The sequence below is a fragment of the Methylobacterium planeticum genome (genome assembly GCF_008806345.1).
In the GTDB taxonomy this organism is placed as follows: Bacteria; Pseudomonadota; Alphaproteobacteria; order Rhizobiales; family Beijerinckiaceae; genus Methylobacterium; species Methylobacterium planeticum.
Map to the genome: position 1 here is coordinate 1 of NZ_VZZJ01000013.1, position 14,999 is coordinate 14,999.

General features: G+C 69.4%; 17 protein-coding genes. 5 read left to right on the forward strand and 12 right to left on the reverse strand.

Annotated elements, in window-relative coordinates; all coding sequences use genetic code 11:
* Positions 1-462: 462 nt before the first annotated feature.
* From F6X51_RS15460 to cyoA, 5 genes are all read right to left on the reverse strand, one after another.
* Positions 463-1,245, reverse strand: coding sequence for an SURF1 family protein (locus F6X51_RS15460; protein ID WP_150964582.1), 783 nt, complete (start codon positions 1,243-1,245; stop codon positions 463-465).
* Between the two features lie 167 nt (positions 1,246-1,412).
* A complete protein-coding gene (gene cyoD / locus F6X51_RS15465) occupies positions 1,413-1,820 on the reverse strand; it encodes a cytochrome o ubiquinol oxidase subunit IV (protein WP_150964583.1) in 408 nt (135 codons plus the stop codon).
* The gene (gene cyoC, locus F6X51_RS15470; RefSeq protein WP_150964584.1) at positions 1,817-2,446 is read right to left on the reverse strand and encodes a cytochrome o ubiquinol oxidase subunit III; all 630 of its coding nucleotides are present in this window, start codon (positions 2,444-2,446) and stop codon (positions 1,817-1,819) included. Before cyoC ends, cyoD begins: the two co-directional genes overlap by 4 nt.
* Before the next feature lie 4 nt (positions 2,447-2,450).
* Positions 2,451-4,454, reverse strand: coding sequence for a cytochrome o ubiquinol oxidase subunit I (gene cyoB, locus F6X51_RS15475; protein WP_150964585.1), 2,004 nt, complete (start codon positions 4,452-4,454; stop codon positions 2,451-2,453).
* A 134-nt stretch (positions 4,455-4,588) separates the two neighbouring features.
* The gene (gene cyoA, locus F6X51_RS15480; RefSeq protein ID WP_150964586.1) at positions 4,589-5,755 is read right to left on the reverse strand and encodes a ubiquinol oxidase subunit II; all 1,167 of its coding nucleotides are present in this window, start codon (positions 5,753-5,755) and stop codon (positions 4,589-4,591) included.
* A 428-nt stretch (positions 5,756-6,183) separates the two neighbouring features.
* Here cyoA and F6X51_RS15485 point away from each other — a divergent pair, with 428 nt between their 5' ends.
* Positions 6,184-7,518 (forward strand): MFS transporter, encoded by a 1,335-nt coding sequence (locus tag F6X51_RS15485; RefSeq protein WP_150964587.1) that lies wholly within the window; start codon positions 6,184-6,186, stop codon positions 7,516-7,518.
* A 48-nt stretch (positions 7,519-7,566) separates the two neighbouring features.
* On the opposite strand, the gene F6X51_RS15490 is transcribed toward F6X51_RS15485, so the two are convergent.
* Positions 7,567-7,767 carry a hypothetical protein gene (locus tag F6X51_RS15490; protein WP_150964588.1) on the reverse strand — a complete coding sequence of 67 codons (201 nt, stop codon included), beginning with the start codon at positions 7,765-7,767 and terminating at the stop codon, positions 7,567-7,569.
* A 373-nt stretch (positions 7,768-8,140) separates the two neighbouring features.
* On the opposite strand from F6X51_RS15490, the gene F6X51_RS15495 reads away from it, so the two are divergent.
* Entirely contained in the window at positions 8,141-8,368 is a 228-nt protein-coding gene (locus F6X51_RS15495) for a hypothetical protein (RefSeq protein WP_150964589.1), read from the forward strand.
* 53 nt (positions 8,369-8,421) lie between these two features.
* Here F6X51_RS15495 and F6X51_RS15500 read toward each other — a convergent pair whose 3' ends face one another.
* The 5 genes from F6X51_RS15500 to F6X51_RS15520 all read right to left on the reverse strand — a co-directional run bounded on the left by F6X51_RS15500 (position 8,422) and on the right by F6X51_RS15520 (position 11,182).
* Positions 8,422-8,637 carry a hypothetical protein gene (locus tag F6X51_RS15500; protein ID WP_150964590.1) on the reverse strand — a complete coding sequence of 72 codons (216 nt, stop codon included), beginning with the start codon at positions 8,635-8,637 and terminating at the stop codon, positions 8,422-8,424.
* A 59-nt stretch (positions 8,638-8,696) separates the two neighbouring features.
* Entirely contained in the window at positions 8,697-8,906 is a 210-nt protein-coding gene (locus tag F6X51_RS15505) for a hypothetical protein (protein WP_150964591.1), read from the reverse strand.
* Between the two features lie 23 nt (positions 8,907-8,929).
* Positions 8,930-9,199, reverse strand: a complete 270-nt coding sequence (locus F6X51_RS15510; protein ID WP_150964592.1) for a hypothetical protein — start codon at positions 9,197-9,199, stop codon at positions 8,930-8,932.
* Between the two features lie 263 nt (positions 9,200-9,462).
* Complete coding sequence (locus F6X51_RS15515; protein WP_150964593.1) at positions 9,463-9,876, reverse strand: DUF3830 family protein; 414 nt, start codon at positions 9,874-9,876, stop codon at positions 9,463-9,465.
* Positions 9,877-9,919: 43 nt separating this feature from the next.
* On the reverse strand, positions 9,920-11,182 hold the full coding sequence (locus F6X51_RS15520) for an allantoate amidohydrolase (protein ID WP_150964594.1): 1,263 nt from the start codon (positions 11,180-11,182) through the stop codon (positions 9,920-9,922).
* A 185-nt stretch (positions 11,183-11,367) separates the two neighbouring features.
* Here F6X51_RS15520 and F6X51_RS15525 point away from each other — a divergent pair, with 185 nt between their 5' ends.
* A complete protein-coding gene (locus F6X51_RS15525) occupies positions 11,368-12,246 on the forward strand; it encodes a LysR substrate-binding domain-containing protein (RefSeq protein ID WP_150964595.1) in 879 nt (292 codons plus the stop codon).
* Positions 12,247-12,311: 65 nt separating this feature from the next.
* Positions 12,312-13,466, forward strand: coding sequence for an iron-containing alcohol dehydrogenase (locus F6X51_RS15530; protein ID WP_150964596.1), 1,155 nt, complete (start codon positions 12,312-12,314; stop codon positions 13,464-13,466).
* A gap of 133 nt (positions 13,467-13,599) precedes the next feature.
* Here F6X51_RS15530 and F6X51_RS15535 read toward each other — a convergent pair whose 3' ends face one another.
* The gene (locus F6X51_RS15535; RefSeq protein WP_150964597.1) at positions 13,600-13,848 is read right to left on the reverse strand and encodes a hypothetical protein; all 249 of its coding nucleotides are present in this window, start codon (positions 13,846-13,848) and stop codon (positions 13,600-13,602) included.
* A 316-nt stretch (positions 13,849-14,164) separates the two neighbouring features.
* Here F6X51_RS15535 and rutR point away from each other — a divergent pair, with 316 nt between their 5' ends.
* On the forward strand, positions 14,165-14,779 hold the full coding sequence (gene rutR / locus F6X51_RS15540; protein ID WP_246696823.1) for an HTH-type transcriptional regulator RutR: 615 nt from the start codon (positions 14,165-14,167) through the stop codon (positions 14,777-14,779).
* Positions 14,780-14,999 lie beyond the last annotated feature (220 nt).

The window sequence follows — 14,999 nt, forward strand, 5'->3', positions numbered from 1 at the left end:
TAAGCGCCTCACCCGACCGAAGCCGAGCTCATCAGCCCAGATTGTCCAAGAGATGTTTCGGCGACCGGTCCGCTTCCGCGGCCGGCGCCTATGAGCAGCGGTATACGCAGCCCGCCCCGGCCCGTCAACCCAAGAATCCGAACCCCAATCTCAACCACCCCTTCCCGACACCCGTGTGACAGGGCGCCCCCTGTCTTGCCCTGAACCACGTTCGGGCGCCGCGATGCTTTCGCTCGCGGGCGTCGTCACGCCGGCGTCGTCAACGGCGTCGAGGCCGTCGATGTCGGCCGCAACCGCGACAACGGCGCCTTCGCGGTTACCCCAACGGCACCGTGCTGACGACCCTCGCGGGCTAGCGCCAGGACGAGGCGGAACGTCCGGGTCGCGGCTCCAGCATCCGGCCGCCAAGCCGGACGCGCCCCGGGAGCCGTTCCCGGGGCGCTGCTCGGGGGAACGTTCCGCTCAGCCCTGCCCCGGGTTGCGCCGGCGGGAGCGGCGCGCGTCGTGGATCAGGTAGATTCCGGCACCCGCGAGCATGAGCGCCAGCGCGTACCACGTGAGCGCGTAGACGAGGTGATCGTTGCGGAAGGCGATCACGGTGAGGCCGCCGACCGGCAGGCCACCCGGCACGGGGGTCGCGTCGGCATCGATGAAGTAGGGTGCGGCGTTGCCGAGGCCGCGCGCCGCGGCGATCGCCGCGATGTCGCGCGAATACCAACGGCCCGCCGTCGGATCGTTCGCCCGCAGGAAGGCGCCCCCGGGTTCGCTCAGGCGCAGCAGGCCCACGATCGTGGTCTCCCCGGTGATCCACCCGGCTGAGCGGAATGCCGGGTCGCGCCGCTCCGTGGGCACGAAGCCGCGGTTGACCATCACGACGTCACCGTCGCGCAGAGCCAGGGGCGTGAGGACCCAGAACCCGGCACCGAACTCGGTGACGGCCTGCACCAGCGTCTCCCGCTCGTTCAGGAATGTGCCCGTCGCGCGCACGCGTCGGTAGGTGTCGTCGGCCGTCACCCCCGGCCAGTCCGGCCGCGGCGGAGTTGGAACGGGTTCTACCCGGAGGCGCTCCGTGACGCGGGCGATCAGGTCGAGCTTCCAGGCCCGCCGCTCGAGCTGCCAGGAGCCGAGGCCGAGGAGACCCGCGAAGGCGAGCACCGCAAGGGCGCCGGCAAGAGCGCCAACGAGGATCCGCGCCGGGCGTGAGCGGGGCGACTGGGAAGGAGCTTCCGGCTCGGGATCGCACATGTGGGGACCGCAGGTGGCCGGGATCCAAGGACAGGGAACGCCAGGGAAGGCCGGCCCCACCCCGGCAGAGCCACCGCGTTACGGCGAATGCAAGCCGTCGAAAACCGGCAGAGCCGTTTCCGCCATGACGGGAACGGCGCCGGCCGATCGCGATTCATGGGCCCGGCTCAGCGCGAGGCCGCCGCGGGCATGTGATGCTGCATGTCGTGAGCCGACATCGGCATCATGTTGGCGTTGAGATGGTACATCACCCAGAGCGAGCCGATCAGCGTGATCACCACCAGCGTCAGGGTGAAGATCAGCGCCAGGAAGGTCCAGCCACCCTCCGACTTCGTGTTCATGTGCAGGAAGTAGATCATGTGGACCACGATCTGCACGACCGCGAAGGCCATGATGACGAGGCTGGTGGTGCGGTTGTCGCCGAGGACGTCGGCCATCACGAGCCAGAACGGGATCGCCGTCAGGACGACCGACAGCACGAAGCCGGTCATGTAGCTCTTGAAGGTGCCGTGGCTGCCCGCTTCGCCGTGGCCCTGCCCATCGGTGTGATGGGCCGTCTCCGCTGCCGCGCTCATTGCAGGACTCCCATCAGGTAGACGAAGGTGAAGACGCCGATCCAGATCACGTCGAGGAAGTGCCAGAACATGGACAGGCACAGGAGTCGGCGCCGATTCTCGGGGATGAGCCCGCGCTGGCGCACCTGAACCATCAGGGTCACGAGCCAGACGATGCCGAGGCTGACATGCAGCCCGTGGGTCCCAACCAGCGTGAAGAAGGCCGACAGGAACCCGCTGCGCTGGGGCGTGGCGCCCTCATGGATCAGGTGCGCGAACTCGTAGAGCTCGATTCCGACGAAGCAGAGGCCGAACAGGCCGGTGACGGCCAGCCAGCCGAGGGTCGCGCCCTGTCGGTTCCGCTCCATCTCCAGCACGGCGAAACCGTAGGTGATGGAGGAGAGGAGCAGCATCGAGGTGTTCAGGGCCACCAGCGGCAGCTCGAACAGGTCCTTGGGCGAGGGTCCGGCCGCGTAGTTCCGGCCGAGCACCGCGTAGGTCGCGAACAGGACCGCGAAGATGAGGCAATCGCTCATCAGGTAGATCCAGAAGCCCAGCATCGTGCTGCCTTCCGGATGGTGGTCCTCCGTGAGGTGGAATTCCGGAGCCTCGCTGGGGCTCAGGGCCGTCTGTGCGTGCGTCGCCATGGTCTCAGGCCCGTCCCGAAAGCATCGTCGTCCGCTCGCCCTCGGCCCGGATGACCTCGTCCGCCGGGATGTAGAAGTCGCGGTTGTAGTTGAAGGTGTGGCCGATCGTGACGACCAGCATCGCCAGGAACGTCGCCGCGGCGAGCCACCAGACGTACCAGATCATCGCGAAGGAGAAGACGACGCTGAGCGCCCCCAGGATGACGCCGGTGCCGGTGCCCCTCGGCATGTGAATGGCCCGGAAGCCCTCCAGCGGACGGCTGTAGCCGCGGCGCTTCATGTCCCACCACGCGTCGTGATCGTGGATCACGGGCGTGAAGGCGAAGTTGTACTCGGGCGGCGGCGAGGAGGTGGACCATTCCAGGGTCCGGCCGTTCCAGGGATCCCCGGTCAGGTCCCGCAGTTCCTCGCGCCTGAGATAGCTGACGACGAGCTGGACGCCGAACGAGGCGATGCCGAGCAGGATGAGGAACGCGCCGAAGGCCGCGATCACGAACCAGATCTGGAGCGAGGGATCGTCGAAGTGGTTGAGGCGCCGGGTCACACCCATGAGCCCCAGCAGGTAGAGCGGCATGAAGGCGAACCAGAACCCGGTCAGCCAGAACCAGAAGGACATCTTCCCCCAGAACGGATCGAGCTTGTAGCCGAAGGCCTTGGGGAACCAGTAGGTGATGCCTGCCAGCATGCCGAAGAGCACGCCGCCGATGATCACGTTGTGGAAGTGCGCGATCAGGAACAGGGAGTTGTGCAGGACGAAGTCGGCGGGGGGAACCGCCAGGAGCACGCCGGTCATGCCGCCGATCACGAAGGTGACCATGAAGCCGACCGTCCACAGCATCGGCACCTCGAACCGGATGCGGCCCTTGTACATGGTGAACAGCCAGTTGAAGATCTTGGCACCCGTCGGGATCGAGATGATCATCGTGGTGATGCCGAAGAACGAATTCACGGAGGCCCCCGAGCCCATCGTGAAGAAGTGGTGCAGCCAGACGAGGTAGGAGAGGATCGTGATCACGACGGTGGCGTAGACCATCGAGGCGTAGCCGAAGAGGCGCTTGCCCGAGTAGGTCGAGACGATCTCCGAGAAGACGCCGAAGGCCGGCAGGATCAGGATGTAGACCTCCGGGTGACCCCAGATCCAGATGAGGTTCACGTACATCATCGGATTGCCGCCGAGGTCGTTCGAGAAGAAGTGCGTGCCGACGTAGCGGTCGAGCGACAGCAGCGCGAGAACGGCGGTCAGGATCGGGAAGGCGGCGACGATCAGGATGTTGGTGCAGAGCGCCGTCCAGGTGAAGACGGGCATCTTCATCATGCTCATGCCGGGTGCCCGCATCTTCACGATCGTGGCGATGAGGTTGATGCCCGACAGCAGGGTGCCGATACCGGCGATCTGCAGCGCCCAGATGTAGTAGTCCACGCCGACGCCCGGGCTCGCGGCCGGGCCGGAGAGCGGCGGGTAGGCGAGCCAGCCGGTGCGGGCGAATTCGCCGACGAAGAGCGAGGCCATCACCGTGAGGGCGCCGCTCACGGTCATCCAGAAGCTGAAATTGTTGAGGAACGGGAAGGCGACGTCGCGGGCGCCGATCTGCAGCGGCACCACGAAGTTCATCAGGCCCGTGACCAGCGGCATCGCCACGAAGAAGATCATGATCACGCCGTGGGCGGTGAAGATCTGGTCGTAATGGTGCGGCGGCAGGTAGCCCTCGTTGGCGCCGAAGGCGATCGCCTGCTGCGCACGCATCATCAGCGCGTCGGCGAATCCCCGCAGCAGCATCACCAGGGCGAGGATGATGTACATGATGCCGATCTTCTTGTGATCGACGCTCGTCAGCCAGTCCCGCCACAGGGTGCCCCAGAGGCGGAAATACGTGAGCGCGCCGAGCACCCCGAGGCCGCCGAGGGCGACGGCCGCGAAGGTCACGAGCAGGATCGGCTCGTGATACGGGATGGCTTCGAGCGTGAGGCGCCCGAACACAAGCTTCTGGAGATCCAGATTGGAGAACATGGGTTCTGCTCGTTCGAGGATGTCGGCAACCTCGGCGGGCCGGCACGGCTCTGCGCACGCGCGGGCCCGCTGAGGCCGAGGGTTTGTCGAGGCGCCGCCTGCCGGCGACGTACGGGCGCTCGGTGCCCCTGGGATCAGTGGTTCATCTGTGCGGGGGCGGGACCGTCATGCTTCGGGCCGGGCATGGAGTGGCCCTGATGCGCGTCGGGATGCTGGGCCGGGCCGTTCACCCTCGGATCCAGCGCGTCGGGCTTCATGCCCTGGGGCTGCACGTCGCCGCGCGGCGGGCGGCCCGAGGCCGGGAAGGTCGCGCCCTGGGCCTCGTCGCCCTGCTCGGCGTGCCGGTTGTCGTATTCGAGCCTGGCGCGGTTCTCCTGGCTGTGCTTGCCGGCGCCCCCATTCGCGTCGATGTGCATCATCTCGCTCATGCACATCTTGCCCGGCACCGCGCACATGTTGAGGATCGCGCCGTAGAGCCCCTGGTCGACGCCCGAGAAGTAGCGCACCGGCTCCTGCTCGCTCGGCTTCTCGAGCTTGAGATAGGCCTCGCGACTCAGCTCCGTCTCACTGGCCCTGGCCTTGGCGACCCACAGATCGAAGCCGTCCCGGGTGAGCCCGTGGAACTTGAAGTTCATGCGCGAGAAGCCGGCCCCGCTGTAATTGGCCGAGAAGCCGTCGAAGACGCCCTCCTTGTTCACCACGGCGTGCAGCTTCGTCTCCATGCCGGCCATGGCGTAGATCTGGCCGGCCAGGGCCGGGATGTAGAACGAATTCATGATCGACGCGGAGGTGATCTTGAACGTGATCGGCACGTCCACGGGCGCGGCGAGCTCGTTGACCGTCGCGATGCCCTGGTCTGGGTAGAAGAACAGCCATTTCCAATCGAGTGCGACGACTTCGACGATGAGCGGTTTGACGTCCGCCGGCAGCGGCCGCGACGCGTCGAGGCGGCTGAGGGGCCGATAGGGATCGAGCGTGTGGGTGCTGATCCAAGTGAGCGCCCCGAGAGCGATGATGATGACGAGCGGCGCCGACCAGATCACCACCTCGAGCTGCGTCGAGTGATGCCAGTCGGGATCGTAGGCCGCGTCCGTGTTCGAGTGGCGGTAGCGCCACGCGAACAGCAGCGTCAGGGCGATGACGGGCACGATGATGAGCAGCATCAGCCCGGTCGAGGCGAGGATCAGGTCGCGCTGTCGGGCCGCGATGTCACCCGAGGGCTGCATCACCACCAGGTTGCAGCCGGACAGCAGGCCGAACAGGGGAGCCAGTGCGAGGCCGCGAAGAAGTCTGAGGGACATCAGATCAATCGGTGCAGGGGCGTGGGACAAAAGGTTCGGGGGCAGGGACTCGGGTGCGAAGTGTCGGGCCTCATGAGGAGGCCCCGCCCGAATCGCCCTCCCCTCATGCGCCGTCGATCGGCACGCCTCGGGAACGGCGCGGTTTTCTGCGCTGCAGCACGGCGTCGTGACAAGTGCAAGAGATGTCTCACCCACCGGCGCACCGAGCATGGCAGGGTTGATCCGGGGGAGTGGATGACGGAAGCGCTCGGTCGATAGACCCTCGAATCAGGCCGGCGCCGGCCGGAGGCGGGGGGCTCGCGTCACGGGGTCTCGCCCCGCCCTGCTTTGCTGCGGCGCACGCCTGCGCCATAACCCGCCGCCACAGGCCCGATCGACCGCACGCGGCGGCCCCATCGCCTCGCGGCCCAGGACATGAATTGCCGACGATGAGTTCAGATCACGCCCTCCCCTCCTCGACGCCTCTCGAACGCGACGCGCGACTGGTCTCGACGGACCACAAGGTCGCCCCCAGCGAGATCGCCATCGGCGTCGTCATTGGCCGCACCTCGGAGTTCTTCGACTTCTTCACCTACGGCATCGCCTCGGTGCTGGTCTTCCCGAAGGTCTTCTTCCCCTTCGTCGATCCGCTGCGCGCGACGCTCTACGCCTTCGCGGTGTTTGCCCTCGCCTTCATCGCGCGGCCGATCGGGTCCGTGATCTTCATGGCGATCGACCGGCGCTACGGACGCGGCGTCAAGCTGACGATCGCCCTCTTCCTCCTCGGCGGCTCGACGGCGGCGATCAGCTTCCTGCCGAATTACGACCATCTCGGCGCGACCGCCATCGTGCTGCTCGCGGCCTTCCGGATCGGACAGGGCCTCGCCCTCGGCGGGGCCTGGGATGGTCTCGCCTCGCTGCTGGCCCTGAACGCGCCAGAAGATCGGCGCGGCTGGTACGCGATGATGCCCCAGCTCGGCGCCCCGCTGGGCTTCATGCTGGCGAGCGCCCTGTTCTCGTTCTTCCTCGTCAACCTGACGTCCGAGGACTTCCTCGACTGGGGCTGGCGCTATCCGTTCTACGTCGCGTTCGCGATCAACGTCGTGGCCCTCTTCGCGCGCCTGCGCCTCGTCGGCACCGACGAGTTCTCGGCGCTCCTCGAGAAGCAGGAGCTTGCCCCCGTCCCCGTCCTCGAAGTGGTTCGGGTGCATGGCCGCGACATCATGATCGGTGCCGTCGTGCCATTGGCGAGCTACGCGCTCTTCCACCTCGTCACGGTCTTCCCGATCAGCTGGATCACGCTGTTCACGCAGCGGTCCGCGGGCGAATTCCTGATGGTGCAGTTCGCCGGCGCGCTGATCGGCGCGGGCGCGATCGTGGCCTCGGGGCTGATCGCGGACCAGATCGGGCGGCGCACCCTCGTGGGGATCTCGGCGGCCCTGATCGGGGTGTTCGCCCTCGGCAGCATCATCGCGCCACTCGTGTTCGGCGACAGCGAGATCGGCCAGACGATCTACGTCGTGGTGGGCTTCGGGCTGCTCGGCCTGTCCTATGGCCAGACCGCCGGCGCGGTGTCGTCGAACTTCAACAACCGCTACCGCTATACCGGCTCGGCCCTGACCTCCGACCTCGCCTGGTTCGTCGGAGCAGGATTCGCGCCGCTCGTGGCCCTCAGCCTGTCGAGCCGCTTCGGCCTCGCTTGGGTCGGTGTCTACCTGCTCTCGGGCGCGGTCGCGACGCTGTCGGCGCTCGCACTGAACAAGCGCTTCATGCGGGAAGCCTGAGGGGCAGCGCGGCGGGACGGATCTAGACCCGGTCCCGCCGCGGGCGCGTCAGCGTCCGCCGATGCCCGGACCGAGCAGGCGCTCGATCTCGGCCTCTCCGCGCCGGCGCGCGAGGGCCTCCGAGGCATGGGGCTTGTCCGACCGCTGCAGGAGCTTGCCGCGCTCGCGGATGACCCAGGTGAAATGCCCCTCGGGCTTCTCGCAGGGCTTGATCTCAAGGGAGTAGGGGTAGCTCGTATCAGTGCTCATGCCACCGATATGGCCCACGCGGGCGCCCCCCGCTACCGGCCCGGCATCCTTAAATCGTCGCCGGCGGGAACTTTCTTGCGCCGAAGGTGCTGAACCATTCCGATCGCCCGGCATCGCCCTCGGTCGGAGGCTGCGTCGCAGAACACCGATCCCGACCGTCCCCGACAGATCGAGCCGAAGCCGTGATCGAGATTGAGATCGCCCCCCATTCGAACCTGTCGGGCTCTGCCTTCGGCGCCGTCGCCCACGGGGTTGCGGAGGGGCTCGGGCGATTGTTCCCGCCGGTCCCTGCGCCCGCGGACCGGGAACGGGGGGACGAGCGAGGCGGGACGGGCGAAGGGGATTCGTCGATCGCGCCGGACCGGGCCGGCGCGTGACGGCGCAGCTTGTCCCGGATCACATCGCCGCGATGACGGCGGCCTGCGGATGCCTGCCGCGGCGATTGGCGAACGAGGGTCTGCGCGACAGCCTCGCGATCGGGCCCGAGGCGACGACCATCGACCCGGTCGGCGTGCGCGACCTGACCCCGGAGATCGCCGTGCGATTCAGGCACTGCCGGCACGGGACGGGTCTCGACATTCGGGCGACGGCGAAGCCGTAGGCGCGGGCCGGGAGCCCGCGCCGACTTACGGGCCGACCAAGCCGCCCTTGCGCTCAGGCCTCGCGCTCGGCCTCTTCGGCCGGCTGCGCCTCGGCCTCGGTCTCCGGCTTCTGCGGCTCGGGCTTGAACGGGGTTCGGCGCGACCGGTTCGAGGGCGCCTTCTCGGGCTTCTCGATCGCCGCCGTCTGCTCCGCGATGCGCTTGGCCCGGGCGTTGAAGTCGCTCATCGAGATCGAGCGCGCATGGCCGCTCCGGTTGTCGTTTGCCATCTGGGCCTCCGTGCTGCCCAGCGCGCAGGATGCGCCCGGGCTCGTCTGGGATCCGGCCCTCAGGAGGCCGGGTTCGAGGTCCGCGAGGCTGCCACGAGTTCGGGCTCCCGCGCTTCGCAGGTGCCCGCTTCCGTGCTGCGGATGCGGTAGCCGGGCTGCTCGGCGGCGTCGGGCAGCAGGCTCACGATCTCGTAGATCCGGTTGGCATTGCGCGCGGCCGCCTGACTGCGCAGGCGGACGAGCTGGCCAAGCCGAAACTTGTGGGGCATGCCGGCTCTCTCCGGTCGCGGGATCAGACGTTGCCGTGCGGACCCCGTGCGGGCTTCGGATCGGGGAAGGGGGATCGCGTCAGGCTCTGGATCGCGCGCTGCGGCCGGCCGGATTTCTGGGCGATCGCCTCGTCCTGCGCCGCGATGATCTCGCGCGCAGGAGCATCGCCGTCGAGTCCTCCGAGCACCTCGGCCGGAACCCGGCGGTTCGAGGCCTGTGATCCATCCTCGTACACGACGTCGAACAGCACGGAGCCGCGCTCCAGCGGCTTGGACTTGATACGCTTGCTCATGTCTCTCCGAGACTCGGACGGGCCTGACGGCCGCGTAGAAATATCAACGGCCACTGATGGCGGGATCGGGTGCGCGTACATCCGGCGTCACCTCCTCCCGGCACCGTGGCCATTCCCGGTCCAGCGACGCAGGGCGTCGCGACCGGCATGTCGTGCATATGGGCCCGCGACGACGGTTTTGCAACGCATTCGGCGGCGCGACGTCGCCGTCCACCACCGCAGCAACGCCCGCCGCCGCCGGCGAGCGCTCAGGTCGGAGCGGATCAGGGCAGCTCGAAGCGGATCGGCTGCGCACCCTTGTAGAGGGTCATGCGGCCGAGATCGTAGACGTTCTCCAGGCCCTTCGTGATCGTCAGGAAGTGATTTCCGGCGAGCTGCCCGACCTTGCTGGCGAAGTGGACGCCGCCGTAGGCGAGCAGGATCTCGGTCTCGCTGATCCCGCCCGGATAGAGGATCATCTGCCCCGGAGCCGGGTAGCTGGTGTGGTTCTCGTAGCCGACGCCGAAATCGAGATCGCCGAGGGGCATCCACACGCCCTCCCCGCTCCAGCGGACATGGACCATCTCGCTGACGAAGGGCAGCGCCTTGAGGAAGGCGGCGCAGGTCTGGGGCGCCTTCTCGGTCTCCAGGCGGCCGATGAGGTCGTAGGGGCCTGCCTTGATCTTGAGCTCGGTCATCGGAGTCGGTCCTTTCTTGTGGGAACGCTGCGGCCGTCCCGCCTCAGCGGGTAGCCGGATCGAAGTGGCTGAGGATGTCGACGAGGAGACGCGCGGCGGCGTCGGCGTCCTCGGCCGTGATGGATTCGCGCGGCGAGTGGCTGATGCCTCCGGCACACCGCACGAAGATCATGCCGATCGGGCACAGGGCCGCGAGGGCGAGGCCGTCGTGACCGGCTCCGCTGGGCAACCTGCGCGGGCGGATCCCGAGGCGCCGGATCCCGGCCTCGATCGCCGCGACGAGGCCGGGCGCGCAGGCGACGGCCGGGGTCTCGTAGAAGGAACTCTTGGCGTAGGAGACGCCGCGCCGCGCCGCGATGGCATCGAACCGGGTGACGATCTCGGCGAGCGCCCGGCCCCGGATCGTGTCGTCGGGGCTGCGGATGTCGATGGTGAACCGGGTCTCCGCCGCGATGACGTTCACCGCCCCGCGCGGGACCTCGACCGTGCCGACGGTGGCCACCAGGCCGGCTTCCGCAAGGGCGACCGCCTCGACCGCCAGAATCATCTCGGCGGTGGCCGCCGCCGCATCCCGGCGCAGACCCATCGGCACGGTCCCGGCATGGCCCGCCGCCCCCTCGACCACGACGCCGTAGCGCGCAGCGCCCGCGATGGCGGTGACGATGCCAACGGGCAGATCCTCGGCCTCCAGCACCGGTCCCTGCTCGATATGGACTTCCAGATACCCGAGAACGTCCGCGGGGCTGCGGGCGAGGAGCGGGAGCCCCTCGGGCGTCAGGCCGAAATCCCGCAGCGCCTGCCGCAGGCTGATCCCGTCGCCGTCCCGGCACTCGAGGGCCTTCGGGTCGAAGCCCCCGGCGAGCGCCCGCGAGCCCGTCAGCGTGACGGGGAAGCGCACGCCCTCCTCGTCCCCGAAGGCCAGCACCTCGACGGCGAAGGGCCGGCGGATCCCCCGCGCATGAAGTTCGGATACCGCCGCGATCGCCGTGACGACGCCGAGATTGCCGTCGTATCGGCCGGCATTGCGCACCGTATCGATATGCGAACCGAGGAGCAGGGCGGGCGCGCCGGGCCGGTCACCCTCGTAGCGCCCGACCATTGTGCCGGCGGCATCGAGCGCCACCCGCATGCCCGCCGCCTCCATCCAGGCGCCGACCTGACGCGCTGCCGCCTTGTGGGCCGGGCTCAGGAACAGGCGCGTCAGCGCGCCCGGCTCGTCCGTGAGCCCGGCGACGATGTCGAGCCGCCCCATGACGGCGGTGCCGAGGGAGGGCGCGACGGACGGGGAAGGGTCCGGGCTGCGCATCGGAATCGGTCTCCTGGTGGTTCCGGACGGGGGTTCCCATGGAGCACGCCCGCTGCCAATGCCGGCGCTCCCGGCCCCGCCGTTCGATGGAGGCGGTTGATGCCCACCATGCTGGCCTCGTATTCAGACGTCCAATATCTTGTTCGACCTGATCGAGACGAAAATCGTCCGAAGGAAGCACCGGCGTGGAACTGCGTCACCTGCGTTACTTCGTGGCCGTCGCGGAGAAGCTGAGCTTCACCGCGGCCGCCGAGCGCCTCGGCGTCTCGCAGCCGCCGCTGAGCCAGCAGATCCGCGATCTCGAGGCGGAACTGCGCACGGACCTGTTCGTGCGCTCGAGCCGCCGCGTCGCGCTGACGGAGGCGGGCGTCGCGTTCCTCGAGCAGGCGCGCGCGATCCTGGCGCAGGTGCGCCAGGCCTCGGACGAAGCCCGGGCCATCGGCGGCGGCCGGACCGGCACGCTCAATATCGGGCTCACCGGATCGATCCTGACGGGGCCCCTCGGGCGCGTGATCGAACGGTTCTGCGAGCGCTACCCGGAGGTCGACATCCGGCTGCACGAGATGCCGCCGGAGGAGCAGCAGGCGGCGCTCCACGCGCGGCGCACCGATCTCAGCTTCCTGCGCAGCCCGTCGGAGGATTCCGGCCTCACGGCCGATCTCGCGTGGCGCGAGCGGGTCGGGGTGGTCCTGCCCGAGGCCCATCCTCTCGCCGCCCGTGCCAGCCTGCCGCTGACGTCCCTGCGCGACGAGCGCTACCTCTCCCTGCGCCTCGCCGATTCGCGCTTCGCCAATGTCCTGTGGGAGGCCTGTCTCGCCAGCGGGTTCGTCCCGCGCCTGTCGCAGCAGGTGGTCGAGTCCCACTCGCTCCTCGGCCTCGTCGCGGCCGGGCTCGGCCTCGCCCTGGTGCCGGAATTCGTCGGTCGCCTGCCCTATCCGGGCATCGCCTACCGATCCCTGGACGCCCCAGCCCCGAGCGCCGACGTCTACGCCCTCGCCCGCGCCGAGCCGGGCCCGATCGCGGAAAATTTCCTGGCCGCGATGCGCGCCCACCTTTCCGGCTGAATACCGCCCGGAGCCGGGCCATACTCGGCCTCGGTCCCGTTCCTGGCCCGCCCCCGGAGGTCCCGATGACATTCAGCTTCAGCACGGTCCGGACGATCGTGTCCGGATCCGGGGCCAGCGCCCGGATCGCCGAGATCGTCGGCCCGCAACTCGGCGCGCGAATTCTCCTCGTCACCGATGCCGGCCTGCGCCGGATCGGCCTCCTCGATTCGGCGTTCGCGAGCCTCGAGGCGGCCGGCATCCGCACCGCGATCTTCGACGGCGTCGAGGCCGATCCGCCCGAATCGAACATCCATGCGGCACTGGCCGTCGCGGAAGCGCACGCGGCGACCGGCGTGCTCGCGATCGGCGGCGGCTCGCCGATGGATGTCGCCAAGCTCGTGGCCCTCCTCGCCCGAAGCGGTGAGGCGCTGAGCGGGATCTACGGCGTCGGTCTCGCGAAGGGCCCGCGCCTGCCCCTCGCGCTCGTACCCACCACCGCCGGGACCGGCTCCGAGGTGACGCCGATCGCCATCGTGACCACCGGCGAGGCGGAGAAGAAGGGCGTGGTCTCGCCTCTGCTTCTGCCGGACATCGCGGTGCTCGATGCCGCGCTCACCCTCGGCCTGCCGCCCGCGGTGACGGCGGCCACGGGCATCGACGCCATGGTGCACGCGATCGAGGCCTACACCTCGGCCTCGCCGAACAACAACCCGATCTCGCGGGGCCTCGCCCGGCAGGCGCTGCGGCTCCTCGGCGCCCATATCCGGCAGGCGACCTTCGTGGGACGGGACGAGGCCGCGCGGAGCGGGATGCTCCTCGGCTCGCTGCTGGCCGGCCAAGCCTTCGCCAACGCCCCGGTCGCGGCGGTCCACGCCCTCGCCTACCCGATCGGCGGCCATTACCACGTGCCGCACGGCCTCTCGAACGCGCTGGTGCTGCCCCACGTCCTGCGCTTCAACCAGGAGGCGGCCCACGCGGCCTATGCAGAGATCGCCCCGGACCTGTTTCCGGACCTCGCCGCCCTCCCCGTCCGGGGGCGCGTGCAAGGGCTGATCGACGGGCTTGGCCACCTGAGCCGCGAGCTCGGGCTGCCGCAGCGCCTTCGCGAGGTCGGCATCGAGGCCGAGGCGCTCCCCCGCCTCGCCCGGGATGCGATGAAGCAGACGCGCCTTCTCGTGAACAATCCCCGTCCCCTCGCCGAGGCCGACGTCCTGGCGATCTACACCGCGGCCCATTGAGGCCGCGGGCGACGTCCGATCCCGGGACGGCCGCCGAGGCTCGCGGCTGACCGTCCTGGCGCATCTCCTCCGCGGACCCGTTCGGCACCGATCGGCACGGCGTCGTCAGGGATCGATCCGCACCGTGGCCGGCCTAGCGCCGCATGCGGCGGAAGCCGCAACAGCGCCCCGTGTCCCGGTAGCCGGCCGGGCAGCGGCGCACGCAGGTCCCCGCCGCGTATTTCAGGGGCGGCCGGCAGGCGTTCCGGAACCGCTTCTCGCCGAACAGGTAGGATTTCGCGGCGCTTCCGGCGGTCGCCGGAGCGGCACCGATCGGTGCGGCGACCGCGAACAGGGCGGCCGCGAGCGGAAGCAGGGCGGCGCGCAGGTGGCGAGGGGACATCAGGGCTTTCCGGTGGAGAGGGCGCGGGCCAACGCGCCCGAACGGCTCCGGTTCGTCGGGATCAGGCCACGATGTCCGTCCGGTTCCCCGGTCGAGCGGCGATCACGGGCGGACGGAGCCTCCGCGCGCCGCTCCCGTTCTCGCGGATCGACGCTCCGTTCGCGTGATCGCGCTTGAACCGGATCCACCGAGCGCGAAAACCCTCTAGAACGACAGCCGGGCCGGCCGGTCCTCGGACGACCGGCACGCGGGCCAGGGGGCAGTCGTGGCGGGCAACGGGGCGGGAGACACGGGGGGAAGCGCCACGACCGCGCCGGTGAGGCGTCGTCGTCGGGACGGGGAGCTGCGCCGCGAGGCGATCCTCGATGCGGGCCTCGAAGTGTTCTCGACACTCGGCCTGCACGGGGCGAGCATCGACCAGATCTCCGAGCGGGCCGGGCTCTCGAAGACGAACCTGCTCTACTACTTCCCCTCGAAGGAGGATCTCTACGTCGCGGTCCTGCGCCGCGTCCTCGATGTCTGGCTCGATCCGCTCCAGACGCTCAGCGCCGGGAGCGAGCCGGCGGACGCCCTGCGCCGCTACATCCGCCGCAAGGTCACCCTCTCGCGGGACGCGCCCCAGGCCTCGCGCCTGTTCTGCCTCGAGATCGTCCAGGGCGCGCCCCTGTTGCGGGCGGAACTCGCCGGGCCCTTGCGCGACCGCGTCGAGGCCAAGGCCGCGGTTCTGCGCGGCTGGATCGCGGCCGGGCGGATCGGCGCGCATGACCCGCATCAGCTGATCTTCGCGATCTGGGCCATCACCCAGCACTACGCGGACTTCGCCGCGCAGGTCGAGGCGATCACCGGGCGCAACCTGCAGGACCCTGCCTTCTTCGAGGCGACCGTCGAGGGCACCCAGAAGCTGATCCTGGCAAGCGTCGGCCTCGCCTGATTCGCGCCGAGCTGACCGGCCCGCGCCGAAAACCCGCGCAAACGCCCCGCCCTCCCCGTGCGGCGGCGCGCCTCTGGGCAGATCCCGCCCCGGGCGCGGGCAGACCGCGGAGAGTTTGTGCAAACGGTCAAAATCTGCCTCGCAAAGTTTGACCGTCTGGTCCGATCCGATAGCCTTCCCTCAGCGCCGCCGGTCACCGCCCCTCAACGGATGCCGGTGG

Excerpts from the sequence above, each read along its gene's own strand:
- F6X51_RS15460 (WP_150964582.1), bottom strand. The coding sequence starts at position 1,245 with ATGTGCGATCCCGAGCCGGAAGCTCCTTCCCAGTCGCCCCGCTCACGC.
- cyoD (WP_150964583.1), bottom strand. The coding sequence starts at position 1,820 with ATGAGCGCGGCAGCGGAGACGGCCCATCACACCGATGGGCAGGGCCAC.
- cyoC (WP_150964584.1), bottom strand. The coding sequence starts at position 2,446 with ATGGCGACGCACGCACAGACGGCCCTGAGCCCCAGCGAGGCTCCGGAA.
- cyoB (WP_150964585.1), bottom strand. The coding sequence starts at position 4,454 with ATGTTCTCCAATCTGGATCTCCAGAAGCTTGTGTTCGGGCGCCTCACG.
- cyoA (WP_150964586.1), bottom strand. The coding sequence starts at position 5,755 with ATGTCCCTCAGACTTCTTCGCGGCCTCGCACTGGCTCCCCTGTTCGGC.
- F6X51_RS15485 (WP_150964587.1), top strand. The coding sequence starts at position 6,184 with ATGAGTTCAGATCACGCCCTCCCCTCCTCGACGCCTCTCGAACGCGAC.
- F6X51_RS15490 (WP_150964588.1), bottom strand. The coding sequence starts at position 7,767 with ATGAGCACTGATACGAGCTACCCCTACTCCCTTGAGATCAAGCCCTGC.
- F6X51_RS15500 (WP_150964590.1), bottom strand. The coding sequence starts at position 8,637 with ATGGCAAACGACAACCGGAGCGGCCATGCGCGCTCGATCTCGATGAGC.
- F6X51_RS15505 (WP_150964591.1), bottom strand. The coding sequence starts at position 8,906 with ATGCCCCACAAGTTTCGGCTTGGCCAGCTCGTCCGCCTGCGCAGTCAG.
- F6X51_RS15510 (WP_150964592.1), bottom strand. The coding sequence starts at position 9,199 with ATGAGCAAGCGTATCAAGTCCAAGCCGCTGGAGCGCGGCTCCGTGCTG.
- F6X51_RS15515 (WP_150964593.1), bottom strand. The coding sequence starts at position 9,876 with ATGACCGAGCTCAAGATCAAGGCAGGCCCCTACGACCTCATCGGCCGC.
- F6X51_RS15520 (WP_150964594.1), bottom strand. The coding sequence starts at position 11,182 with ATGCGCAGCCCGGACCCTTCCCCGTCCGTCGCGCCCTCCCTCGGCACC.
- F6X51_RS15530 (WP_150964596.1), top strand. The coding sequence starts at position 12,312 with ATGACATTCAGCTTCAGCACGGTCCGGACGATCGTGTCCGGATCCGGG.
- F6X51_RS15535 (WP_150964597.1), bottom strand. The coding sequence starts at position 13,848 with ATGTCCCCTCGCCACCTGCGCGCCGCCCTGCTTCCGCTCGCGGCCGCC.